The organism is Larkinella fluvii (assembly GCF_051857545.1).
GTDB lineage: Bacteria > Bacteroidota > Bacteroidia > Cytophagales > Spirosomataceae > Larkinella.
Genome location: NZ_JBPZHB010000003.1, coordinates 96,281 through 121,854, shown reverse-complemented (window position 1 = coordinate 121,854; position 25,574 = coordinate 96,281). Strand labels below are relative to the sequence as shown.

Here is a 25,574-nt window from a genome sequence, read left to right as displayed (position 1 = left end):
TCAGAATCAATACCCAATGACCGTACGCCCGGCGACTTTAAACGACATTCCGGCTTTACTTCACCTGGTCCGGCGCGTAGTTCCACTGATGCAGGCTACCGGTAATTTTCAGTGGGACGACCAGTATCCAAACGCTGCGGTTTTCGAAAAAGACATTGCGCTGAACCAGCTTTGGGTCGCGGAACTGGACGGAAAACCGGTCGGTGTAGCCGCCATCACCACGGATCAGGAGCCGGAATATGCGAAGGTCGGCTGGGATTTGAGCGAAACGGCCATTGTCGTACATCGCCTGGCGGTCGATCCCGACGTTCGGGGCCGGGGCATTGCCGCTCTGCTGCTGGCGCAGGCTGACGAAGTGGCCCGCCAACGCGGCATCGACATACTCCGAATCGATACGAACACCCAAAATGAAGCCACGCAGCGGCTTTTTCCGAAGGTCGGTTATCAATTTGCCGGTGAAATCGGGCTGGGGTTCCGGCCTGGTTTGCGGTTTTACTGTTATGAAAAGCGGTTGAATCTTTCCTGAAATTTGCCCCTTAAATCCCCTATTTTTACGGTAAAAAGTGAACGATGGTACGACTCCTGTTCGCCCTGACGCTACTTTTGCTGGTAGCGATCACCGCTTTTCGGCCCACTACCCACCGGAAAGATTCCCGGCCCAACATCGTTGTGATTGTGGCCGACGATCACGGACGTGAAGCCGTGGGTTGTTACGGCAATCCGGTCATCAAAACGCCCCACATCGATCGGCTAGCTGCCGAAGGCACCCGGTTTACAAACGCCTTCTGCACCACGGCCAGTTGCAGCCCGAGCCGGTCGGTGTTGCTGACGGGGCTTCACAACCACGCCAACGGCATGTACGGTCTGGAGCACCGGGAACACCATTTCAGTTCCTTCGACACGGTCCGAACGCTGCCGGTTCTGCTCGAAAAAGCCGGATATCGAACGGCCCGAATCGGCAAATTTCACGTGGCTCCCGAGCGAACCTATCATTTTCAGCAGGTGCTGAAGGGCGGTGGCGTCAACGACCCGGTTTCGATTGGCCGCAGTCCGGTGTCGATGGCCGATTTGTGTTATTCGCTCTTCTCCGAATCCAACGAAAAACCGTTTTTTCTCTACTTTGCCACCGACGATCCGCACCGGAGCAACGCCGTGTCAGTAGGTGGTTCACCGGTTTTTAAAAGTGATCAAGCCAATCGGTTTGGCAATCGGCCGGGCGGTTATCCCCAGGTTCACGACGTTTTTTACCAGCCTTTTCAGGTTCAGGTACCGCCTTACCTGCCGGATACGCGGGCGTCCCGGATGGAGTTGGCGCAATACTACGAGTCGATCAGCCGACTGGATCAGGGCGTAGAACGCTTGGTGGCGCTGTTGAAAGAAACCGGGCAGTATGACAACACGCTGATCGTGTACTTATCGGACAATGGCGCACCGTTCCCCGGATCAAAAACGACTTTATACGAACCGGGGATGAAACTGCCGCTCATTGTCAAACTGCCGAAACCGCAAAAACCCGGATTTGTGCAGGATGCGATGGTTTCGTGGGTCGATCTAACGCCCACCCTGCTGGATTTTGCGGGCGCGTTGTCAGACACGGTTTACAGCCAGGGCCGGAGTTTCAAAGCGATCGTGGAACAGGAAAAGGTGACGGGCTGGGATGAAGTTTACGCGTCACATTCACTGCACGAGGTGACGATGTATTATCCGATGCGCGTCTTGCGTGAACGACGCTACAAGCTGATTTTCAACCTCGCCCATGCGCTGCCTTTTCCGATGGCGCTCGATCTGTATCATTCGTTTACGTGGCAGGATGTGCGCAAAACCGGTCGTACTCTATATGGCAAACGGACCGTCACCGCGTATCTGAATCGCCCGCGTTTCGAGTTGTATGATCTCCAAACCGATCCTGACGAAGTCCGTAATCTGGCCAATGACCCCAAACACCGGGCGACTTTGAAACGGATGCAGGAAAAGCTTAAACGGTTTCAGCAGCAGACGAAGGATTTGTGGGTGAGTAAATGGGAGTTTGAGTGATTCCGTTCAACCAGAAACCCATGACCAGTAGCCTCGAAGCGGGTATTCACTCGATTGCGGAACTTTCGCGGGACGCGTCCGATTTGTTGATCCACTCTACCCGGCAAAAACCGCTGGAAAAAGGTCAGGTTCTGTTGCCGGAAGGCCAGATTTGCAAAACGATCTGGTACGTTGAAAAAGGGTATCTGCGAACGTTCTACGACAAAGACGGCAAAGAAATCAACACCCGGTTTTCGTTCGAAAACGAATTTGTGACGGATTTGAAGAGCCTGCGTTCGGGAGTTCCTTCGGCCTACAGGATTCAGGCTGGCGAAGCAGCCATTGTTTGGGAGTTTTCGAAAGAAACCCTGCTGGATTTATACCGCCAGTCGGCCGAGATCGAATCATTCGGACGGAATTTGCTGGAGCAGATGCTGGTCAATCAGGAAGACCACGCCAACCTGTTCCGAATCCACTCTCCCACCGAACGGTACGCCTACGTGGTTCGTCATTTCCCGCAGTTGCTGCAACGGGTTTCGCTGTCGCAGCTTTCCTCCTATTTGGGCATGGCTAGAGAAACGGTCAGCCGAATCCGCAAAAACCGGTAAGGCGTTTCATTTTGTGATTTTCGTCACAGGTTGATTCAAGAAGATTGGGCGAATTTTGCTGCCGTTTCACGCTTTAACGACCAAAACCACATGGATACTCCAGCCAATACCCGCACGATTGTTGCTCATTTTATCGAAAACATTTGGAATAAAAACCGCTTTGAAACGCTTGATGATTATCTTCATCCGGAATTTATCGATCACTCGCTGCCGGCGTCGTTCCCGGCCAACCAGCAGGGATTGAAACAATGGATTCTGGCCACCAGCGCGGCATTTGAACACCAAACCGGCATTGAAGCGCAGGTAGCCGAAGGCAATACCGTCATGATCAAATTCACCATGCAGGTGCGGCAGATTGGCGTCTGGCGCGGCATCGAACCCATGGGGGCGGAAGCCTCCGTGGTGGGCTATCGGTGTTTTAAAGTAACCGACGGAAAAATCCGGGAACATTGGGCCTTACTCGACGGAAACTCGCTGGAAAATCAATTAAAAAACAGCACCCACGGCTGTAAAATCCAGGTGTGAATGCTCGAAACCAACGTCTGTCATGTACAAAGAAACACAACACTTTCGTCAACCCTGGCTCTGGCTGCTGCTGCTCGGCAGCCTGGCCCTGGTCATTTATCGCTGGCAACCCATTCATGTGGGCATCATGGCGGGGATTATGGGGTTGTTCTGGTTCCTGCGGCTGGAAACCCGGATCGATCCGGAAGGAATTGCCTACCGATGGTTTCCGTTTCAGTCAACCTACCGGGTGATCAAATGGAGTCAGATAGAACAAGTTACTGTCCGCAGCTATTCGGCTCTCGGCGAATTCGGCGGGTGGGGCATTCGTTTTTCCTGGAACGGAACCGCCCATACGGTTTCCGGCAATTGGGGGATCGACATCAAACTGAAAGGGAAAAAACGCACCTTACTGGTCGGAACGCGGCACCCGGACGAGATCCGTCAGCAAATCGGGAACGAGCAGTTGGTTGGTAATTAACCATTTACCCAAACCGCAACGCGATTCATCAGCGAAAAAAAATAGTCTTCTGTAATAAATTAAGCGCACTTTCCAGTAAGTTTAACAACAAAATCCCCTATTTTCAGTAGTGGTTCTATAGCCGGGCAGTGTGTTTGATTCAGTACGCTCTACCAGGTGACTGGCAGACTCCGAGCCTGCGCTGTTGACCCGTTTTGCACGATGCAGCAAGTATTTGATTTTTTCCAACGGCTCGCCGATACCAGCGACTGGCCGCCCCGCTGGTATTGCGGTACCTGGACCGATTTTCATGGCTGGCTGTATATTCTTTCCGACCTGACCATCTGGCTGGCCTACATGGCGATTCCGCTCATTCTGGTTCGCTTCATTTTTATCAAAAAAGGGGTACCCCTGGCCGGTGTTTTCTGGCTTTTTGGTGCCTTCATTCTGTTTTGTGGCCTTACACACCTGATTGATGCCGCCATGTTCTGGATTCCGGCCTACCGCATCAACGCCCTGATCCGTTTTCTGACGGCGGTGGTGTCGGTGGCAACGGTCGTTGCCCTGATCCGGTATTTCAACGAAGCAGTCGGGCTGCGCACATCGAAAGAATACGACCGCGAACTGTCTTACCGCCAACTGGCCATGCAGGAACTGACGCGCTCCAATCAGGAACTGCAACAGTTTGCCTACATCGCGTCGCACGATCTGCAATCGCCCCTAAAAACGATCGCCAACTACCTGTCGCTGCTCGAAAACAAACACGGCGATCAGCTTGATCCGGATGCCCGGCGACTCATTGGGGTGTCGACGGCTGCGGCCGAGCGCATGCGCAACCTGATCAACGATCTGCTGGATTTCTCGCGCGTTGGCAGTGAAGTTGCGCTACGGCAGGTCGATCTGCAGGAACTGGTCAATGAAATTCTGGAGGAACAGCAAGCCGAAATTCAGGCCACGGGGGCCGTGGTGGATCTGGGCACGCTGCCCACAATTATGGGGCATCGCACCGACCTGAAACAGTTGTTTCAAAACCTGATTTCCAACGCCCTCAAATACCGCCGACCCGACGTGGCTCCCCGGGTCAGCATCCAGGTGACGGATGAGGGCCACCAGTATCGCTTTGCCATTCGTGACAACGGCATTGGCATCGAACGCCAGTATTTCGAGCGGGTGTTCCAGATTTTCCAGCGGCTTCACGGGCGCAATCAGTATTCCGGTACCGGCATCGGGCTCGCTACCTGCAAAAAAGTGATCGACATTTACGGGGGGCAAATCTGGATTGACAGCACCGTAGGCCAGGGAACGACGTTTTATTTCACCATTCCGAAAGTGATCAAAATGCTTCACCACTTTGTCCAGACCGATTCCCTGCAGTCGCTTAATTGACGCACTCTCTACTCGTAGTAATAATAAACCGTACTGACCGGAAACGGCTTCGTTGTCGTCATCTGCTGGGTTTTATGCGTCGGATAGCCTTGTTGGTTATACTGATACGTCAGGGTCAGCACCGAGATAACCGACTGATCTTCTGCCCGTTTAACGGTAATTTTTCCCGGATTGTTGACCATCGTCCGCTCCTGCGATAGATAGGGATACTGAACAAGCGGACGATGCGGATTTTTCTTTTCGTCATAGCCTTCATACAAAACCGTTTCCCAGGCTTTAAAAGACGCACTGCCCGGTTTTCGGATGAACGATTGGGTCTGCGTCACGTTTCCCCGGCTGTCATATTCATACCGGTATTTGATAAACGTAGCGGTTTCAAAAGTATCGTTGTCGGTATCGTGAATCTGATCGAGCAGTTCGACCAGCCGGCCTTCCGCGCCAAAAAGGTAAAAATGCGAGACCACCAGCCGGTTTCGATGATCGTATTCTTCGGTTTTGTCGAGCAATTTCCCTTCGTAATAAAACTTCACCGACAGGCTTCCATTGCTGATGATGCGACTCAGGCGGTTTTCAGCGTCGTATTCCAGGTCTGCATTCAGGATCGCTACTGTGCTGTCAGTATACGCCCAGTTCGATTGAAATTTGGCTAAAAGACCGGCAGAGTTGTAGTGATATTGCTGAAAGTTCTTTTCGCCCGCCGTGATTTTTTGCAGTCGAAGGGCGGTCGGTTCCGGTTCCTGCGAAAGCGTAGAATCAGGCGAACAGGCGCTCAGGTTCATCAAAACGAGGAAACTCAATAGCAAAAACCACGGGCGGTTTTTCTGCAAGGCGGAAGTGATCATGGCTGGTGGTGGAGCGTTACGATGACAGCGTGCTCCGCTTATTGACCGGCGGAGTGGCTGATAAATCGCTGCAAACTAGCCTCAGGAGCGCGTTTCTCCAGACGGTTTTGTCATCAACGGCTAATTAGGGGCATTGAAGCCGCAGAAAAAAGGATTGAATAGAACAACGAAATCCCATGGTTAGTAGGCCTACGTCTGAATAACGCCCACATTAAACGCCTTCGTGATCGGCGCGTGATTGGCGGCTTCGATGCCCATCGAAAGCCAGGTGCGGGTGTCGAGCGGATCGATCACGGCATCGACCCAGAGCCGCGAAGCCGCGAAATAGGGCGAAAGCTGTTCGTTGTATTGGTTCATGATTTTTTGCAGCAATTCCTGTTCCTTCTCCGGCGTGATGGTTTCGCCTTTGGCTTTGAGCGATGCCACCTGAATCTGCAACAGCGTTTTGGCCGCCGACGCCCCGCTCATCACCGCCATCTGCGCCGTGGGCCAGGCCACAATCAGCCGCGGGTCGTACGCTTTGCCGCACATAGCATAGTTGCCCGCGCCGTAAGAATTGCCCACAATTACGGTAAACTTCGGCACCACCGAGTTCGCCATTGCGTTGACCATCTTGGCACCGTCTTTGATAATACCGCCCTGCTCCGAACGGCTCCCGACCATAAAACCGGTGACGTCCTGCAAAAACACCAGCGGTATTTTTTTCTGGTTGCAGTTCATGATAAACCGCGCGGCTTTGTCGGCTGAGTCGGAATAAATGACTCCGCCCATCTGCATTTCGCCCGGTCCGGAAGTGCCCCCCGCCCCCGTCCGGCCTTTTGCCTTCACGACTTTCCGCTGGTTGGCCACAATGCCGACCGCCCAGCCGTTGATCCGCGCGTAGCCGCATAAGATCGTCTGGCCATACAGCTCCTTGTATTCATCAAATTCGGAATTGTCCACCAGCCGCGCAATCACTTCGCGCATGTCGTACGGTTTGACGCGATCGACCGGAATCAGGTCATACAGTTCCTCCGGATTTTTGGCGGGCAAAACCGGTTCCGTGTAGCTAAAACCGGCTTTTTCGGGTTCCCCTAGTTTATCAAAACTGCGCCGGATGGCGTCCAGGCAACTTTTTTCGTCGGGGTATTTGTTGTCCGTTACGCCCGAAATCTCGCTGTGGGTGCTGGCTCCGCCGAGGGTCTCGGCATCGACGTCCTCGCCCACCGACGCCTTGACCAGATAGGGACCGGCCAGAAAAATCGATCCGGTGCCTTCCACAATCAGGGCTTCGTCCGACATGATCGGCAAATACGCTCCCCCGGCCACACAACTGCCCATAATGGCCGCAATCTGGACAATACCCATCGCCGACATCTGGGCGTTGTTGCGAAAAATCCGGCCGAAATGTTCTTTATCGGCAAAAACGTCGTCCTGAAGCGGCAGATAAACGCCCGCACTATCGACCAGGTAAATGATCGGCAGGCGGTTTTCCATCGCTATTTCCTGCGCCCGGAGGTTCTTTTTGGCCGTAATCGGAAACCAGGCCCCGGCTTTCACCGTCGCGTCATTCGCCACAATGACGCACTGCCTTCCCGACACGTAGCCCAAACCGACCACCACGCCCCCCGACGGACAGCCACCGTGATCGGCGTACATGCCATCCCCGACGAACAATCCGATTTCAATAAAGGAAGAATCCGGATCGATCAGATAAGCAATGCGTTCACGGGCGGTCAGTTTACCTTTCCGGTGCTGATCCTCGATTTTCTTCGGGCCACCACCCAGTTGCGTAATGGCAGATTTACGGTGTAATTCGTCCAGAAGCGGAGTCATCGTGGTCAGGCGGTTAGATGGTTTACGGTTTTCCGTTTACGGTATACTGAAAACCGTAAACGGAAAACTGTATACCGTAAACTAGTTTTTGGTCGAATCCGAAAGCGGCACCACGATGGTGGCGCTCTGGGCCGGTGTGGTAACCGCCTTCTCCTTCTTGCCGAACAGCGAAAAATGCACGTACCGCTTCGGATGCTCGCGGAAATCGGTCAGCAATTTATCCAGACTGGCGGTGGCGTTGTTGACGTTTTTATACAGGGCCTCGTCGCCTTTCAGCTTGCCCAGCGTGCCTTTGCCGCTGTTGATATCGGCCAGCATCTGTTGCAGGGTTGCGATGGATTGGTTGGCGCTGGCCAGCGTCTGGCTCAGTTTCAGGGCGTTGAGCGAATCAGCAAAGGTACTGGCTTTCGACAGCAGCGGTTTGATTTCTTTTTCGGTTTCGGCCAGCGACGCCGACAGGGTGCCGAGATTGGTCATCAGCCGCTTGATGCCTTCGCGGTTTTCGCCGATGGTGAGTTGCAGGGTTCCGGTGGTTGCTTCCACGCCTTCCAGCGTCCGGGTCAGCACCAGACCCGTGCGGTCGAACTGCTTGACGATCCGGTTCAGGTTGATGGTCAGGGAATCGACGGTATTCAAAACCGGCAGGGTTTTCTCCTTGATCAAGGCCGTCAGACCCGCTTCCTTGCCGCTGACCAGCGTGTCGCCTTTGGCTAGCTCACCCTCCGACTGATTGATTTGCAGGATGATGAGTTTGCCGCCCAATACGCCGGCATCGGCCAGAATGGCTTTGGAGCCTTTACCCACCAGAATCCGTTTGTCGATGTCCAGCGTAACCAGCAAGCGGTTGCCCTGCTGTTGCATAATATCGATCCGATCCACCCGCCCGACATTCAGGCCGTTGAGTTGCACCGGATTTGAGGGCGTCAGCCCATCGACATTATCATAAACGACTACGTATTTATTCGATCGGGAAAAGATATCGGCACCTTTGAGGTAATTGAATCCGAAATAAAGCACCGCCAATGTTACCACTGCCAGAATGCCCACCTTTGCTTCTTTTGAAATTTTCATGCGGAGTGTGAATGGATGAATGGGCAGATGGTTAACGATGGTTAAATAGATAAAATGGTTGGATAACCATTTAACCATAAAAACCATTTAACCATTCATCCATTCAACAATAAAAACCGTTGCGAAGTTAACAACAACTTGCTTACTCTACTGCATCTACTTCGTCTTTATACGCCTTAAAAGCCCGGAAAATGGCATTTGCCATTTCGTCCTGCCCTTCTTCCGAAGCTAAATACCGTTCTTCGTCGGGATTGGTGATATAACCGGTTTCAACCAGCACACTGGGCATCGTGGTTCGCCACAGCACAATGAAACCCGCCTGCTTGACACCCCGGCTGGGCCGCTCGGCATTTTTCTTGAAACTCCACTCCACTTTCTGGGCAAAATCGACGCTGCTGTTCATGAAGGCATGTTGGTAGTTGGCCAGCATGATATGGGCCAGTGGCGAGTCCGGATCAAAGCCCTGGTAGTTCTCTTTGTAATTCCTTTCTTTCAAAATAACCGCGTTCTCGCGTTTGGCAACATCCAGATTCCCAGTGGTTTTGTGCAGCCCCATGGTGTAGGTTTCCGTGCCGTTGACGCGGCTGGACGATGGGCTGGCGTTGACGTGGATCGAGATAAACAGGTCAGCTTTGTTGCGGTTGGCAATGGCCGAGCGTTCATTCAGTTCAATAAACACATCCGTTGATCGGGTGTAAATCACTTTGACGTCCGGCAATTCCTCCTTGATTCGCCGACCCAGTTCCAGCGCAATTTTCAACACAATCCGCGATTCGCGGTTGCGTTTGGTCATGGTGCCGGGGTCTTTTCCGCCGTGGCCGGGGTCGAGAACGACCGTTCGTAGCCGACCGGGCCGGGCCTCTGCCTGCTCCTGTTTTGGATTATCCTGCGGTAAAACCGGGGTCATACCCGGCAACGCCAGCAGACACAGAATGGCGACCACCAAAGAAGAAGCAGGCAACAGGGTCCGGTCAGTCGTTTTCGGGGCCGTCCGGAATAGTTTAATAATTTTTAACAGGTTTAACCGTTTCAAGGCAGTATTGGAATGAAGTTAGCGACTAACTTTGTAAACCGGAGTAGGCCGGAACCCTCTTGGCCATTCGACCGGACGGGCTGACAGCGGAAGCCAGCGCTGGATTGTGAGCAAATATAATTTTTTTGATAAAACTGAAAAATCCATACTTTATTATCCGGAATCTGGTTTGCTGCCTGATCGCCCTCTTTCCACTGGTGGTTCACGGTCAGCAACAACCGGCGCGTCGTACCGTTCCGGCTTTTAACCCGCGCTCGGCAACTCCCTCTTCCGCTACCGTCACCGGCAATTCGGTGGTGGTCGATACGACGCGGGGAACGGTGAGCCGCCCGGATTCAGTCGATAGCGGCAGTAATTTACAAACAACCGTCAACTATTCAGCCAAAGATTCCACGCTCTTTGATGCAACGGGCCAGATTGTCGAACTTTTCGGCGATGCCAAGGTCGACTACGGCGATATCCACTTAACGGCAGCCTACATCAAACTGAACTGGACCACCAACGAGGTGTTTGCCAAAGGCCGCTACGATTCGACTGCCAAAAAAATGGTCGGTCTGCCTATTTTTCAGGATGCGAGCGGCCGGTACGATACGCAGGAAATCCGCTTCAATTTCAAGACCAAAAAAGGCTTTATCAAGGGCGTCATTACGGCCCAGGGCGAAGGCAATGTTCGGGGAAAAACCGTCAAAAAAGACGCTGAAGACAATTTATACATCCGAAATGCCATTTACACGACCTGTAACCTGACTACGCCCCACTTTCACATCAACGCCAGCAAGATCAAGGTTGTTCATAATAAACAGCTCATCTCCGGGCCTTTCAACTTAGTTATTAACGACATTCCGACCCCTTTAGCGCTCCCGTTCGGCTTTTTCCCGATTCCCAAGAAAAACGAAATCGGCACCTCGGGGCTGATTTTTCCCCAATACGGTGAGGAACCCAACGGACGCGGTTTCTACCTCCGCGACGGCGGTTATTACTTCGCCATCAGCCAGTACATCAGCATGAGTCTTCGGGGGCAGATCTACTCCAACGGTAGCTGGGGGCTCGGCCTTTCGTCGGAATACCTGAAACGGTATCGCTTTGGCGGCAACTTCGCCCTTTCCTACGCCCGCAACCGGACCACATCGCTCGTCGATACAGCCACGAAGCCGCGCAACGACTTCAGCATCGTCTGGTCGCATTCGCCCCGACCCCGCGGCAACTCGCAGTTTTCGGCTAACGTCAACGTCAGCAGCAACAGCTACAACCAGTTGAACACCTCGCTGACGTCGGGCCGCTACGTTTCCAATGCGGCCAACTCCGGCGTCAACTACAGTCACAAGTTTGGGCAGTATGTGACCAGCTCGGCCAATATCAACGTCAGCCAGAACTTCGGGAAATACAATCCGGTTACCAACCTGCGCGAGAGCGGGCAAACCAACATTTCGTCGGGCTTTAACCTCGGCGTGGCCCAGATTGCGCCCTTTGCCCTGAAAGGCGGCACCGGACGATGGTTCGAAAGTTTCCGGCTGGGGCTGGATTTCAACGCCCAGGCCACCGTCAACAATACCCTCCGAACCGTGGATATCACCAACCTGGGCTTCCCGGTGGTGACCTCACTGACAATTCGGGGGGATACCTTGCAACGGCTGCGGGATAGTCTGGCAGCCGTGGCGAATCAGGAGATTTATACCAACTCCAACCTGATTCCGATGACCGTTGAAAACCTGCCGACCATTCTGAAGAACGCGCAGGTACAAAGCCGGTATTCGATCCCGATTTCGTTACCCAACTTCAAGCTGGCCCGGTACCTCAACTTTACGCCGGGGGTGTCGCTGAGCGGTGATGTTTACACCAAAAGCCTGCAATATACCTACTTGCCGGATCGTAAAGCCGTGAAGGTGGATACTGCAAGTGGTATTTCTGCGACGTATTTTCTCTCTTTCAGTGCCTCGATGAACACCCGGGCCTACGGTACCTTCTTCATACGGGCGGGGCGGCTGGAAGCCATCAGGCACACCATTGCGCCCTCGATTTCGGTCAGCTACACGCCGGATTTGTCCAGTGCGTTTACGACCACCCTGTCGCAGTTCCGCGACCCGTACGATACCACAAAAGTACTCAAGATTTCGCGCTACCGGGGGTTGGGCGGTACGGCGGGGGCCTCCAGTTTTACGGGCCGGGCGGCTGCCATCAGCTATAACATTGTCAACCAGATCGAAATGAAAGTCCGGGCACGGAGCGATTCCGCCAAGGAAGAATTTGAGAAAGTGTCGCTCTTCGACAACATCAGTTTGTCGGGTTCCTACAACCCCTACGCTCCCCAGTTCAAGTTTTCGCAGGTAAATTTCAGCGCCAATACGCAGATTCTGAAAAAAGTCAGTTTCAACTTCTCGGCGGTTTTCGACCCGTACGCGTACTCGGCTGATGTTAAAACCCCAACCGGTGTTTATTATGTACCGAACCAATCGGAGTTCTACCAGACTGGTCCGTATATCAATACGTTCCGGATCAATAAAATCGACAAGCTGGCGATCACCCAGGGGCAGGGGCTGGCGCATTTGCAGAACCTGAACTTCTACCTCAGCACGCAATTTGCCCCCAAGGACTCGAAAAAACCGAAGGTGGCGCCCAACGCCAAGACGCCTACTGAAGCGGCTGAATTGCGGCATATGAACCGGAATCCGGAAGACTACGTCGATTTTAACATACCTTGGACTGTCAACCTCAGCTATACATTTAGTCTCACGAAGTTCACGCCCATCGAAAGCCAGATTTTGCAAACGTTGCAGGTAACGGGCGATTTGAGCCTGACGCCCAAATGGAAGTTTTCCCTCCAGACCGGTTTCGACTTTGCGGCCAAAGCCCCTTCGCTGACCACGATCACGCTGCACCGCGATCTGCATTGCTGGGACATGAACTTTAGCTACACGCCGTTTTCCGGCAACCGGTATCGGTCCAATTTCTACTCGTTCGATCTCCGCGTGAAGTCGGCGATTCTCCAGGATCTGAAACTCAGCCGTCGCCGGGGCACCTCGATCAACTACTAGGAAACCGGTTTTATGAAAGCCAAAAAAGGCATCCTGCGTTTGCAGGATGCCTTTTTTGGCAGTATCGAATGGCCTTCGTTTGCGTATTAGCGCGAAGTCTTCGAGCTTTTCTTCTTGCTTTTTTCTGCGGCAGGAGCGGCAGCCGGTGTCGCGGCAGCGGTAGAAGCACCTTCTTTGGCGGTTACTTCACCCGTCAGATTCAGGGGAATCGATGCCCGTTCTGCGTTGCTCACCACGGTCACGTTCTTGTTGAATGAACCCATCGAAGCCGCATTGTACGTGGCTTTCACAAATCCTTTCTGACCGGGCAAAACGGCGCTCTTGGTCCAGTCAGGCGTTGTACAACCACAGGAAGGTTGGGCGTTCGAGATCACCACGGGGTCAGTACCGGTGTTGGTAAACTCAAACGTGTAGGTAACGGGCGTACCCTGGGGAACCTTGCCGAAGTCATGCGACTCTTTGGTGAATTTAATAACGCCTTTCTGAGCGAAAGCAATGGTCGTAATGGCAAAAAATACCACGATTAGTGAAAAAGCCTTTTTCATTTCTTTTTAAAATTTAGTTACAAACAAACGGGTAAACTACGTTACAATCCTAGGTATATACTACAAAAGGTTTGCCAAATAAAAGTTTGCCAGGCAAATTACGGCATATGTTCGCTTAACAAAGAAAGTCAAAAAATCGTTTTTTTGAAAGCTGCCAAACTTTATATTATTTTTACTCCGATCGCCGGAGTTACTTTGTTTGTTCAATGATCATCGGTTTTAGATATCATCCTGAAAACCACCAACAAACCCTTGAACAGGCAATTAATCGAGCTAACTGGAACCTCTAAAACTGTGGCCGTTCTGTGATTGCAAACGAACAATTGAATACGACCGATACGCTGACGCAGGAAAAAATCCTGCAAGATTATCGACTGGCTTGTGAAAGCCGCCACGCCAGCCTCTTAGGCCGACGCGAGGTGATGGGTGGACGAGCCAAATTCGGCATCTTCGGCGACGGCAAGGAAATTGCCCAGCTTGCAGCCGCTCATGCTTTCAAAGCCGGTGACTTTCGTTCCGGTTACTACCGGGACCAAACCTTCGTGACGGCACTCGGCGAACTCCGGTGGACCGAATTCTTCGCCCAGCTCTACGCTCATACCGACATCGAAGCTGACCCTAACTCGGCGGGCCGCCAGATGAACGGCCATTATGCCACCCGCTGGCTCGATGAAAAAGGTCTTTGGCGCAATCAAACCGAACTTTACAATTCCGTTGGTGATATTGCCCCGACGGCAGGCCAGATTCCAAGATCAATTGGGCTGGCCTACGCATCGCGGCTGTATCGTCAGAATTCCCATCTACATCTTTTGACGACGTTTTCCCGAAATGGTAACGAAATTATTTTCGGAACCATCGGAGATGCGTCAACTTCGCAGGGCATGTTCTTCGAAACGATGAATGCCGCCGGAGTTTTGCAGGTTCCCCTGCTGATGTCGGTCTGGGACGATGGCTACGGAATTTCCGTTCCGGTGGAATACCAGACCACCAAAGCCAGCATCTCCAAAGCCCTGGCCGGTTTTCAACGAACCGATACCGAGAAAGGCATCGAAATTCTGACCGTGAAAGGCTGGGACTATCCGGCTCTGGTGGAAACCTACCAGAAAGCCGCCCGCATTTGCCGGGAAGAACACGTTCCGGTATTGGTTCATGTTCAGGAAGTTACCCAACCACAAGGCCATTCCACGTCCGGTTCGCACGAACGCTACAAAACCCCCGAACGCCTGGAATGGGAACGCCAGCATGATTGCAACCGGCAGTTTCGCCAGTGGATTCTCGAAAACGGATACGCCAGTCACGACGAGCTGGATACCATCGAGCGCGAAGCCACCCGGGTCACCAAAGCCGCCCGTCAGGAAGCCTGGAGTGCCTATTTAGCCTCCTTAAAAGGCGATTTTGACGAGGCTATGCTACTGCTGCAACAGGCCGCCGAAACCGCCCGGCAAGGTGAGCCGATTGCCCAGATCCGCGACCAGTTGCGCACCACCCACGTGCCGGTCCGGCGGGATGCGACGACGGCGGTAAAACGGGCCTTGCGGTATTTGCGAACCGACGAGTCGGAAGCCAAACAGGGCCTGCTGGCCTGGCTGGAACGCACCACCGCCGAAAACGAGGAACGCTATAGTTCGCATTTATACAGTCAGTCGCCGGATTCTCCGCTGAACGTGACGCCGGTAGAAGCCCGTTATACGGATGAAAGTCCGCTGATCGACGGCTACCAGTTGATGCAACGGTATTTTGACAGCCTCTTCGGCCGCGACCCGCGCGTGGTGGCCCTGGGCGAAGACGTCGGGCTAATCGGCGATGTGAACCAGGGCTTTGCCGGTTTGCAGGAAAAATACGGCGAACTGCGCATCACCGACACCGGGATTCGCGAAACCAGCATCATCGGGCAAGGCATCGGCATGGCCATGCGGGGTCTGAAACCCATCGTTGAGATTCAGTATTTCGATTATATATTTTACGCCCTGGCCACGCTCACCGACGATCTGGCCACGCTGCATTACCGCACCAAAGGTGGTCAGAAAGCGCCCCTGATCATTCGGACGCGCGGCCACCGGCTCGAAGGCATCTGGCATTCGGGCTCACCCATGAGCGCGATGGTCAACAGTTTGCGCGGTTTACACATTCTGGTGCCCCGCAACATGACCCAGGCCGCCGGTTTTTACAATACCCTCATCAAAGGCGACGATCCGGCCCTGGTGGTCGAATGCCTGAACGGCTACCGGCTGAAAGAACGGTTGCCGGAGAACCTGGACGAATTTTGCCTGCCGCTCGGCGTTCCCGACATCCTGCGCGAAGGTTCCGACGTTACCATTGTGACCTACGGGTCCATGTGCCGGATTGTGCTGGAAGCTGCCGAACAGCTTCGCCAGTTTGACATTGACGTCGAAGTCATCGACGTGCAAACCTTGCTGCCGTTCGATCGGTCAAATGCCATTGTGGAGTCCATCAAAAAAACCAGCCGAGTGCTGTTTGCCGACGAAGATTTTCCGGGTGGCGGTTCGGCCTACATGATGCAGGAAGTGATTGAAAAACAAAATGCTTACCGCTATCTCGATTCGGCTCCCCGGACGCTGTCGGCCAAGGCGCACCGCCCGGCCTACGGTTCCGACGGCGATTATTTCTCCAAACCCAGTGCCGAAGATGTTTTTGATGTGGTGTATGAATTGATGAACGAAGCCGAACCGGCCCGTTTTCCGAAATTATATGGAGAGAAAAGAGGTTAGAATAAAGAAGAAAGAGCAGATTGCTTAGCGTCAAAGTCTTTATTCTCTATTCTAACTTCTTTCTTCCAGCACGAAATGAGCCAGTATTTCAAAGATATACAGGAAGGCATCCAAACGACGCTAACGGGGCTGAAGCTCACGTTCCGGCATTTGCTGGATGCCCGCCAGAGCCGGAAACCGATCAACGTCCAGCAGACGGATTATTTCGGGCAGGACACGGGCATTGTCACGCTGCAATACCCGTTTGAGACGCTTCAGGTGCCGGACAATGGCCGCTACCGGCTGCACAATGAAATGGATGACTGCATCGTCTGCGACAAGTGCGTCAAAGTGTGTCCGGTCGATTGCATCACCATCGATGCGATCAAGGCGACTGAGGAAGTCGGAAAGGCGTCGGATGGTTCACCGATTCGGTTGTATGCAGGCAAGTTCGACATCGACATGGCCAAGTGCTGCTACTGCGGTCTTTGCACAACGGTTTGCCCGACCGAATGCCTGACCATGACGAAGACCTACGACTTCAGCGAGTTTGAGTTGGGCAACATGACGTATCACTACGCCAACCTGACGCCCGAACAGGCGGATGAAAAACGGCGGTTGTACGAACAGTTTGTGCTGGAGAAAGAAGCCATGAAGGCGCAGCAGGCCGCTGCCAAAGCCGCTCCGGCCCCTTCGCCGACGCTGGACACGCCGAAAAAACCGGTCTTCCGGCCCGGTATGAAGCCCGCTCCCAAACCGGCCGAACCACCCGTTGAGCCAACCGTCGCACCGGAACCGGCTATGGAAGCGGCTGAAACCGCTCCGGTGGCAGAAACGCCAACGCCAAGACCACGACCGGTTTTCCGGCCGACGCTGAAAAAGCCTTCTCAACCGCCGAAGGAGGAGACAAAACCGTTGACGGAACAAAATTCGGCGGGTTCGGCGGCTGAACACCCGCTCACGGATGTAACGCCGGACGAAGCGGAGAAGATTGCGATGGAAGGCCTGGAAAAACCGATCGAAGAAGCCAAACCCGTCGCAGCCAAGCCTGTTTTCCGGCCGACTTTAAAACCGAAAACCGTACCGTCAGCCGAAGAAGTCAAACCGGCGGAAGCGGTTTCGTCGGAGCAACCTGCCGTTGAAGGAACGAAACCCGTTGTCGCCAGGCCGGTTTTTCGACCGACGCTGAAACCGAAAACCGCCCCGACGGCTGCGGAATCAAAAACCGTTGAAGACCCCAAACCAACGGAACCCGCGAAGATTGACCAAACGGTTGCGGAGGAACAAAAAAACGTTGCCGCCAAACCGGCGTTCCGGCCAACCATGCGGCCGAAAACCGCGTCGGCTCCGCCTGTAGAAGATCCCAAACCGGCAGAACCCGTTGCCGAAATACAACCACAACCGGAAGAGCCAGAACCGCCCGTGGACGCGCAAAAACCGGACGGAGCACCAAAGCCCCGACCGGTTTTTCGGCCGACGCTGAAACCAAAACTACCGCCGAAAGACGAGTCCTAGTCATCAAGAAAATCAGCTAAATCAGTGGTTCAGATCGTTTTTTATTTATTCGTCCTCTTCACGCTCGGATCGGCCCTGGCGGTTTTGCTGACCAAAAATGTGTTGTATGCCGCCTTTTTTCTGCTGCTGACGTTGCTGGGCGTTGCGGGGCTGTTCGTGCTGGCCGGTGCCGATTTTCTGGCCGTTTCGCAAATCATGATTTACGTGGGCGGTGTACTGGTACTGATCATTTTCGGGGTCATGCTGACGCACAAAACCGATACCGCCAAAACCGATTATACCGAACCGAACTTCATTCTGACCAAACACCGGAGCTGGCTGTGGGCCTTGCTGGTGGCGGGCGGTATTTTTAGCGTGTTGTACCGGGCGCTGGTGCGGGGAAATTTCGTCCTGCTGAATCAGGGCGAACCTTCATACCGATCGACGGTCGACACGATTGGTCGGCAGTTGATGACCGAATACCTCATTCCTTTCGAAATAGCGGGCGTCCTGCTGCTGGTGGCTCTGATTGGTGCCACGACCATTGCGGCTTCATCCCGAACTAAATAACGAACCGATGGAAATTAATTCCGGCCTGTTTCTGCTCGTAGGAGCCGCCTTGTTCAGCATTGGGCTGGCGATTGTGATCCTGAAACGCCACGCGATTATGGTTCTGATGGGCATCGAACTGATGCTGAATGCGGTGAACCTGAACCTGATTGCGTTCAGTCAACACGACCCGGTTCGGTTGCAGGGGCAGCTCTTCAGCCTGTTTGTCATGATTGTCGCAGCCGCCGAAGCCGCCATCGCGCTGGCGATTATTTTGCAGGTATACCACCATTACAACACGGTTCAACTCGATGAGATGAATGAGTTGAAGAAGTAACCGGCCTTATTTCTGTACTACGGATCATTTCCATCATGTTTAAATCAAGGATGAACTGGCAATCAACCGGCTACACACCGGCGCTAATCCCGAAAATCTTTGTCATACGGCAGTTGTCTTGAAGCCTTCCGCATGATGGTTGTGACAATCGAACCCGTATCGCTTCCGAAGCCACGGGAAAGTGTTTTGTCATATTTCCAGAGAAGTTCACCGGTTTTTCCATCGTTAATGTTAATCATCATTTTGCCGGTGTTGGTAGCCCCACCGAAACCGCCCAACATCCCAAGGGCTATGGCTGCACCGTTTGACATAGGCTGGGTGCTTTCAAAGGTGCCGGAAATAATACCATCGACGCCCAGCATTTTGGCTAATTCTTCGGGGGTAAAACCGCTTTGCGTTTCGTCAGTAACGCCGTTGCGTTGAAGAAGAGAATTTGTGCGGTTCGGGTCTTGCACATCAATAAATAAGTCTCTTGATTCCTGGCGTTTCAGGAAGTACGAGTGCATGGCACTCTGCACCGCTAGCCCCTCCCGCTTTTCCAGCACAGCCACCCCGGTTGCGCCACCGTTTTTTTCGACTTCTTTGGGCCGGAGTTGTAGTTTCGTTTTGAAGGGTAAAATGGCCAGCACCTTATGATTCTGGGCAATATTCCTGAAATTGGCATTCGTGTAAATCTCCCGGGTCTGGGCCAGGCTGGCCAGGGCACTAAGCAGGCATCCGATGGTAAAAACAACTGATTTCATTGGAAATAATGAGTTTGGCTTTCTACTTGATTTGAATGGTTTTCTATCAGAGTGGTGTTGGCTACAGTAATCAGTGGAGCGTATGTGCTCATGCCTGATCATTGGGGAAGTTTTAAGATTAATGGCGGTATTTTGAGTTGGTCTGAAGGCAGAAACACTTGCCTCCAGACCAACGGTTTATTTTTTTGCAAAAACCTTCGTAATGTCTTGCTTATAGTACATCGTAGGAGATTGGCTGAAGAGAGTATAGGTGAGCGTCAGATTGCCACCCGATAGGCTGCCACCCAGATTCTGCAGATAAAATTGCCCCTGGCTGTTATCAGGGAAAGTTTGCGGTATGCCAGTCGCAATATTTTTGTTATCAGCCTGAAATCCTGAACCACTAACCGTAGCGGTGAGACTGCCATTGGGCGCGAAATCAGCCAGCGTTAAGGTATTTTCTGATTTACTAATGGTAATTTTAAGACCATTACCGGCCGGCGCATTGGTCTCTGTCCATGTACCCACATACTGGTCAAGTGGGTCAGGCTCGTCTTTACTACAAGATGAAAACAGCAGGATGGTGGTGAAAACCACCAGCAGATTGCGGATTGAATGAATGGAGAACAGGTTCATAAAAAGTGAATTGAAAAAGGTGTAAACGTTAAAAGGTGATTTTGGATGGAACGTGTCTGTGCCCAACCACAGAGCGGAAATGACTTGTTTTTGCATGGGACTTGGTGAGATCGTTAGTTGCTTCAAACGGATATTCCGGGAATGAGGCAGGATGTAACACCCTTTCCGGATTTTTTTTTATTTCCTTTTACCTCCGTTTTCCGCTAAAAACAGAAACGGATTGCACGCCTGTGCAATCCGTTTCAACGGGTATACGATAACCCGATAGCCGAGGATCTTATGGTTTCACGAACTCCTTCGCTTTAGCCAACACTGCTTGTACCAGATCGGTCAGCTTGCTTTTGGTTCCGGTTACAACAAAATCTCCTACTGACACTGAGCCCTTTTTTACTTTACACGATACGGATAAGGCTTCACCCTGTAGCGTATAAAGACCATTCAGGGTATAGGCCCCCGGATAGTCTTTCGCTTCCATCGTCAGCATAGGCGCATCGCTTCCCCGCGTGGCGATGAAATCATTTAAAGCACTTTCGACCTTGCTTTTCAGATCAAGTACATCGTCGATTTCGGTAACTTCCTGAAAATTTTTGACCAGTAACACGGGCTTGGGTTCGGCAATGTGAATCTTAGCTTTTACTGATTCGGTGACTTTGCCAATGTCGAAACTCCCTTCCGTAGCTTGCCCCGGAACGGAACCTCCCAAATGACTGCCCTTTCCATAAAACGGTTTTTGAATACCACCAACGCCTTTAGCCAGAATGGGAACCTGGTTTTCCACATGCGTAAACCAGGTGGCTACATCTAAAAATTCCTCTCCGTCACGCCGTAGCGCTGCGCCTTTTATGCCCTGTAGCAGGGCATAAGTGACTAACCCTTGCCCATATAGGTTGGCTTCGTAGCTTACGGCATCGGCAGCCGAACCGGCCAGTACGTACAGCCCCATTCGTTCCTGCAACCGGTCCAGCGCACGAATTTGACTACCGGGAACATCGCGGGCCGCCAGAATTTTTTCGGCTCCTTTCCCGGCCGAACAGACATCCAGAATCAACACTTTTTTCTTGGCGGGTATTTTCCGGAGGTAACCAATAAGTTCCTGACTCGATAGTGCGTATTCCTGACGAATGGCGGGGTCGTTCAGATAGCTCACATCGGCTGATTTGGCTCCGGCCAGGATAAAATACAAATCCCCATCCTGTCCACCATAATTGACGGCATGACCAGAGAGGTGTAACACGAAAACATCCTCAGCCTTCGTCTGTTGAGCCTCTACCAATGCCTTCACAATGGCGGCTTTGGTAGACTGGGCAAGGCCGCCGGGTTTGGTGACCAGCAATTGTACAGTCACATTGGCCGGACCGAATAGCTCACTGGCAGCCAGCGTAAGCCCGTTGGCGATTTGCTCGGCATCGGAATGGGCAAAATGAAGCCCAATGTTGGATGTTCCGACGGCCACGGCCCGAAAGCGTACGGTTTTGCGATCAACGGATGACGGTGTTTTCTCAGGCACACCACCACGGGCAGTGATGGACGGTTTATAGCTGATTTCTACCGGGTTGCTGCGGAGCCAGCCTTCCCCATTTTGCGCCACCACTCGGATACTATTTTGCGCATCCGTATAGAAATGATTCGTGAAGGAAGCCAATGGCAACTCAAGCGAGAGCGTATTCTGGTTGCTATCTCCCTTCGGGTCCCGGCGTAAATCCTCCACTATTTCTGCGCCGTTAATAAAAACGGAGACCGGGCCAATACCGCCTTTTCGATTGTTAAGTTGAACAATCAGTTTATCGCTCTGAATCGAAAGCTTGATACCCGGAGGCAGGGTGACGTTCTCAAAAGCGGGCACCTGACGGAGCGGCTCGTTTCTAGATCCCATCAGAATGGGCAGCAGACCCGGCTGGTAATAACGTTGTTTGAGCTGATCCAACTCAATCACTTTCCAAGGCTCATCGTGGTCGGTGGGGTCGTTCACCACGTAATACATCAGTTTCATGGCTCCCGGCGAGGCATCGAACAGGCCGGAGGGGGTGGTTACGACCCAATTGGTAGAATCAACGGCAATGAGGGTAGCGATTTCTTTACCGGTATTCGTATCCCAGGCTTTTATCGTATTGTCAAACGAGCTTGACAGCATCTTTTGCCCATTATGTAAGAAGCTGACTTGCGTAACTCTATCAGTATGTCCTTTGAATATTTTTTTTTCTTTCGTAGTAATATTCCACACTATAATTTGATTGTCATCAGATCCTGAAACAATATACTGACCATCGGGCGAAAAGGCGACCGAGTTGACGGTTCCTGTATGCCCTTCAAATTGGTAGATTTCCTGCTTGCTGACTGCGTCCCATAATCGTACAGTCTTGTCCCAGGAGCCTGAAACGATGTACTTGTTATTAGGGGAAAAAGCAGCAGACTCAACTCCACCAGTATGCCCCTTAAATTGGTGGAGTTGTTGCCCACTATGTATGTTCCACAACCGAATTGTCGAGTCCATGCTCGTCGAAATAACTTGTAAACTATCAGAGGAAAATGCGATGGAGTTAACGCGTCTCTTATGCCCTTTAAGCTCACGGATTAATTTGCCACTCACAATGTCCCATTGATGTAAATAACTGCCTCCTGAAAAGATATAACCATTGTCCGGAGAAAAGCCAATACAATCGACATCGAGGAAATCAGGACCTACTGGAATACGATGAATTACTTTACCTGTTGTAGCATCGTGAAGCCTGAACGTGTTATTAAACGATCTTCTGGATAAAATATATTTCTCATTAGGCGACAAAGCGATCCCAGTCATCCATCTTAGATCATCCCCATATCCCAAACAGCGAAAATCCTGGCTATCGGTAAAGCCCCATCTTTGAAGAGGCTCCAGATAAGAAGACAATATAAAATAATCGCCATCAGGCGCTAAAGCAAAATGGGGTTTTCTATCACTCGGATTTTGATGAAAACGTCGAGCGACTAGCCCTGTTTTAATATCCCATAATTTTAAATCATCAGACGAACCTAGAATATAGTTGCCGTCAGGCGAAAACGCGACAGACATAATACGACCCGGGAATTGGCGGATTTCTCGCCAACGAGCGACGTCCCATAATAGTATCCTATGGTCAGAAGAGATAATATATTTACCATCAGGGGAAAGAGCGTCAAGATGCCCATTAAATTGTTGAATTTCGCGTCCACTATTTACGTTCCATAACCTTACCGTTTTATCCTCAGATCCTGAAATAATAGAAAGACTATCAGGCGAAAAGGTGACCGAGTAGACTCCGTCTGTGTGGCCTTCAAACCGACGAATTTCCTCACCAGTAGCCACATTCCATAATCGTATTGTGTTGTCTTGGTTAGTTCCACAGTTTGAACCACTACATCCTGCTCCTGAAAGGGCATACTGGCCATCTGGTGAAATATCGACAGATTTAACATAAGAGCCCCCCTCACCAGTATGCCCCTTAAACTTACGAACTAGCTTGCCAGTACTAGTTTTCCACAGTCTTAACGTGTTGTCCCAGGAGCCTGATAAAATATAGTCCCCATCCCGAGAGAAAGCTAAAGATGAAACGTAACTCATTCTCCCATTTCCTGGGTATTTACCCATTTTCGTATAAAGACGACTACGTTCTCGGTTCGTAAATCCTTTGTCGTCTCTAAACCTACGTATTTCCCGACCAGTTGTCATATCCCATAGTATGATGCTATTATCCTTCAGGCTTCCGCCAGAGATGATATAGCGACCGTCGGGGGAGAAGGCAACTGTTGTTACGCCATCAGTGTGTCCTTCAAATCGATGTATTTCACGGCCCGTTTCAACTTCCCATAAACGCACCGTTTTATCTCTCGATCCTGATATCGCATATTTTCCATTTGGTGAAATGGCTACAGAGTTAATTGTGCTCGTATGCCCAACCGGCACCACCAACTCCGGCTTCTGGGCATAGGCAAAAGGAGCCAGAAATAGATGCAAAAGAAGTGTGGTGATAAGTAAACGATTCATAGCTGTCGGGCTCAGGTATTGGCAACGGGTTTGCGAAAAGAACAGCCTGGCGGTGATTCGCAAATACAGAAATAGCGTTCGATTCATAGTTAAAAGTAAGCCCTACAAGTAGTCAAAAATCAGATTAAATGATTTAAAAAACCTGGCTCCAATTAGCATAGAGCCAGGCACAAATTGAAGGGCATGGAGGAACCGGAAATCTTGGCCTAAGCTTTTTACAGTTGATTATTCACGTAGACTAAGGAATTGTAACAGCTTTATCGAAAAAAATGAGAGATTTTAGGAAGAGGCAGATCTGAGACTGCTCACTGAACGGTGTTGCGGGTGAATGGAAGGAAGAAAACCAGAAGTTCGGCGAGCACGCCCGAACTCATACCACGGACAACCGTTCCCGTTAATCCGTCGGTACCGTAGTCTTCTTCATCGCAGCGATTCCCCCTTCTACATTTACCAGGTTATCGAACCCTCTGGCTTTCAGGATCGAAGCCGCCACCATCGAGCGGTAACCACCCGCGCAGTGGATGTATAACCGCTCGGTTTTGTCCACTGCGGTCAGGTGCTCATTCAGCGTATCCAGCGGCCAGTTCCTGGCATCCCGAACGTGTTCGACGGCAAACTCGTCGGGCCGGCGAACATCCACGACGGTTCCTTCGCCATGCTGTTTGGCAAACGCATCGGCTGAGACGGAGTCGATGGCATCCACTTCTTTTCCAGCTTTTTGCCACGACGAAAAACCGCCTTCCAGGTAGCCAATGCTGTGATCGTAGCCCACGCGGGCCAGTCGCCGAACGGCTTCTTCTTCTTCACCAACGGCGGTGACGAGCGCAATGGGTTGCTTCAAATCCGGAATCAACGCGCCCACCCAGGGGGCAAACTGGCCGTGCAGCCCAATATTGATCGCGTTGGGAATAAAGCCTTTTGCAAAGTCCGGCGCGTCGCGGACGTCGAGCACCAGCGCACCAGTTTCGTTGACAGCCGCTTCAAAAGCCTCCGGCGACAGAGCCTGGTGACCGCGCTCCATGACCTCGTCGATGGCTTCATAACCTTCCTTGTTCAGCCGGGCATTCTCCGCAAAATACGCCGGTGCTTTGGTTAGTCCGTCGAGTACGGCCTTGATAAACTCCTCCTTCGTTTGCGCCCGCAGTGCGTAATTAAACCGCTTCTGGTTGCCGAGCATATCCGTTGTTTCCTTGCTCATGTTCTTCCCGCAGGCCGACCCAGCCCCGTGCGCCGGATACACGATGACGTCATCTTCCAGCGGCATAATCTTCGCATGCAGGCTGTCGTACAGCATACCGGCCAGATCCTGCTCGGTCAGATTGCCTTTGATGGCCAGATCCGGGCGACCCACATCGCCGATGAACAGCGTATCGCCGGTAAAAATCGCGTGGTTTTTGCCGTTTTCATCCACCAGCAGATACGTTGTCGATTCCGGCGTGTGGCCCGGTGTGTGCAAGGCTTTGATGGTCAGTTTCCCGAGCTTGAACGCTTCGCCATCCTGCGCACAGTGGGACTCAAAACTGGTTTGTGCGGTTGGGCCGTAGACAATCGTCGCGCCCGTCTTTTTGGCCAGATCCAGATGTCCGGAAACAAAATCGGCGTGAAAATGCGTCTCAAACACGTATTTGATCCGGGCACCATTCTGTTCGGCTTTTTTCTGGTAAGGGGCGGTTTCGCGCAAAGGGTCGATCACAGCAGCTTCGCCCTCACTTTCAATATAATAAGCGCCCTGAGCCAGGCATCCGGTATAGAGTTGTTCGATGATCATCACGATTCGGTTCAATTGTACTCATGCCCAAAGTTGGGGAAACTTTGGCAA

20 protein-coding genes are annotated in these 25,574 nt (G+C 52.1%); 11 read left to right on the top strand and 9 right to left on the bottom strand.

Annotation, left to right across the window (positions count from 1 at the left end; translation table 11 throughout):
• Positions 1-16 precede the first annotated feature (16 nt).
• The 6 genes from ACS5NO_RS08050 (at position 17) to ACS5NO_RS08025 (ending at position 4,971) form a co-directional block, all read left to right on the top strand.
• On the top strand, positions 17-526 hold the full coding sequence (locus ACS5NO_RS08050; RefSeq protein ID WP_114408272.1) for a GNAT family N-acetyltransferase: 510 nt from the start codon (positions 17-19) through the stop codon (positions 524-526).
• Positions 527-570: 44 nt separating this feature from the next.
• A complete protein-coding gene (locus ACS5NO_RS08045) occupies positions 571-2,034 on the top strand; it encodes a sulfatase family protein (RefSeq protein ID WP_439414658.1) in 1,464 nt (487 codons plus the stop codon).
• Positions 2,035-2,054: 20 nt separating this feature from the next.
• Positions 2,055-2,621: a Crp/Fnr family transcriptional regulator gene (locus ACS5NO_RS08040; protein WP_439414657.1), complete on the top strand. Its 567-nt coding sequence runs from the start codon at positions 2,055-2,057 to the stop codon at positions 2,619-2,621.
• A 90-nt stretch (positions 2,622-2,711) separates the two neighbouring features.
• Positions 2,712-3,146 carry an ester cyclase gene (locus ACS5NO_RS08035; RefSeq protein WP_439414656.1) on the top strand — a complete coding sequence of 145 codons (435 nt, stop codon included), beginning with the start codon at positions 2,712-2,714 and terminating at the stop codon, positions 3,144-3,146.
• Between the two features lie 22 nt (positions 3,147-3,168).
• Positions 3,169-3,606 carry a hypothetical protein gene (locus tag ACS5NO_RS08030; protein ID WP_439414655.1) on the top strand — a complete coding sequence of 146 codons (438 nt, stop codon included), beginning with the start codon at positions 3,169-3,171 and terminating at the stop codon, positions 3,604-3,606.
• Between the two features lie 201 nt (positions 3,607-3,807).
• Positions 3,808-4,971, top strand: coding sequence for a sensor histidine kinase (locus ACS5NO_RS08025; protein WP_439414654.1), 1,164 nt, complete (start codon positions 3,808-3,810; stop codon positions 4,969-4,971).
• Between the two features lie 8 nt (positions 4,972-4,979).
• Here ACS5NO_RS08025 and ACS5NO_RS08020 read toward each other — a convergent pair whose 3' ends face one another.
• From ACS5NO_RS08020 to ACS5NO_RS08005, 4 genes are all read right to left on the bottom strand, one after another.
• A complete protein-coding gene (locus tag ACS5NO_RS08020) occupies positions 4,980-5,813 on the bottom strand; it encodes a hypothetical protein (RefSeq protein WP_439414653.1) in 834 nt (277 codons plus the stop codon).
• Between the two features lie 189 nt (positions 5,814-6,002).
• On the bottom strand, positions 6,003-7,628 hold the full coding sequence (locus ACS5NO_RS08015; protein ID WP_439414652.1) for an acyl-CoA carboxylase subunit beta: 1,626 nt from the start codon (positions 7,626-7,628) through the stop codon (positions 6,003-6,005).
• 81 nt (positions 7,629-7,709) lie between these two features.
• Positions 7,710-8,699: an MlaD family protein gene (locus tag ACS5NO_RS08010; RefSeq protein WP_439414651.1), complete on the bottom strand. Its 990-nt coding sequence runs from the start codon at positions 8,697-8,699 to the stop codon at positions 7,710-7,712.
• A 142-nt stretch (positions 8,700-8,841) separates the two neighbouring features.
• The gene (locus ACS5NO_RS08005; protein ID WP_138994636.1) at positions 8,842-9,606 is read right to left on the bottom strand and encodes an N-acetylmuramoyl-L-alanine amidase family protein; all 765 of its coding nucleotides are present in this window, start codon (positions 9,604-9,606) and stop codon (positions 8,842-8,844) included.
• 251 nt (positions 9,607-9,857) lie between these two features.
• Between ACS5NO_RS08005 and ACS5NO_RS08000 the strand changes: the two genes are divergently transcribed.
• A complete protein-coding gene (locus tag ACS5NO_RS08000; protein WP_439414650.1) occupies positions 9,858-12,764 on the top strand; it encodes a putative LPS assembly protein LptD in 2,907 nt (968 codons plus the stop codon).
• Positions 12,765-12,850: 86 nt separating this feature from the next.
• On the opposite strand, the gene ACS5NO_RS07995 is transcribed toward ACS5NO_RS08000, so the two are convergent.
• Positions 12,851-13,309 (bottom strand): DUF1573 domain-containing protein, encoded by a 459-nt coding sequence (locus ACS5NO_RS07995; protein ID WP_114408280.1) that lies wholly within the window; start codon positions 13,307-13,309, stop codon positions 12,851-12,853.
• Positions 13,310-13,614: 305 nt separating this feature from the next.
• Here ACS5NO_RS07995 and ACS5NO_RS07990 point away from each other — a divergent pair, with 305 nt between their 5' ends.
• The 4 genes from ACS5NO_RS07990 to nuoK all read left to right on the top strand — a co-directional run bounded on the left by ACS5NO_RS07990 (position 13,615) and on the right by nuoK (position 18,397).
• Positions 13,615-16,038, top strand: a complete 2,424-nt coding sequence (locus ACS5NO_RS07990; RefSeq protein WP_439414649.1) for an alpha-ketoacid dehydrogenase subunit alpha/beta — start codon at positions 13,615-13,617, stop codon at positions 16,036-16,038.
• A 75-nt stretch (positions 16,039-16,113) separates the two neighbouring features.
• On the top strand, positions 16,114-17,532 hold the full coding sequence (locus ACS5NO_RS07985; RefSeq protein WP_439414648.1) for a 4Fe-4S binding protein: 1,419 nt from the start codon (positions 16,114-16,116) through the stop codon (positions 17,530-17,532).
• A gap of 24 nt (positions 17,533-17,556) precedes the next feature.
• On the top strand, positions 17,557-18,081 hold the full coding sequence (locus ACS5NO_RS07980) for an NADH-quinone oxidoreductase subunit J family protein (protein ID WP_138994566.1): 525 nt from the start codon (positions 17,557-17,559) through the stop codon (positions 18,079-18,081).
• 7 nt (positions 18,082-18,088) lie between these two features.
• Complete coding sequence (gene nuoK, locus ACS5NO_RS07975; RefSeq protein ID WP_439414647.1) at positions 18,089-18,397, top strand: NADH-quinone oxidoreductase subunit NuoK; 309 nt, start codon at positions 18,089-18,091, stop codon at positions 18,395-18,397.
• Between the two features lie 83 nt (positions 18,398-18,480).
• On the opposite strand, the gene ACS5NO_RS07970 is transcribed toward nuoK, so the two are convergent.
• The 4 genes from ACS5NO_RS07970 to ACS5NO_RS07955 form a co-directional block, all read right to left on the bottom strand.
• Positions 18,481-19,140 carry a hypothetical protein gene (locus ACS5NO_RS07970; protein WP_439414646.1) on the bottom strand — a complete coding sequence of 220 codons (660 nt, stop codon included), beginning with the start codon at positions 19,138-19,140 and terminating at the stop codon, positions 18,481-18,483.
• A 177-nt stretch (positions 19,141-19,317) separates the two neighbouring features.
• Complete coding sequence (locus ACS5NO_RS07965) at positions 19,318-19,851, bottom strand: hypothetical protein (RefSeq protein ID WP_439414645.1); 534 nt, start codon at positions 19,849-19,851, stop codon at positions 19,318-19,320.
• A 181-nt stretch (positions 19,852-20,032) separates the two neighbouring features.
• A complete protein-coding gene (locus ACS5NO_RS07960; RefSeq protein ID WP_439414644.1) occupies positions 20,033-23,842 on the bottom strand; it encodes an eIF2A-related protein in 3,810 nt (1,269 codons plus the stop codon).
• A gap of 307 nt (positions 23,843-24,149) precedes the next feature.
• A complete protein-coding gene (locus tag ACS5NO_RS07955; RefSeq protein WP_439414643.1) occupies positions 24,150-25,523 on the bottom strand; it encodes an MBL fold metallo-hydrolase in 1,374 nt (457 codons plus the stop codon).
• Positions 25,524-25,574 lie beyond the last annotated feature (51 nt).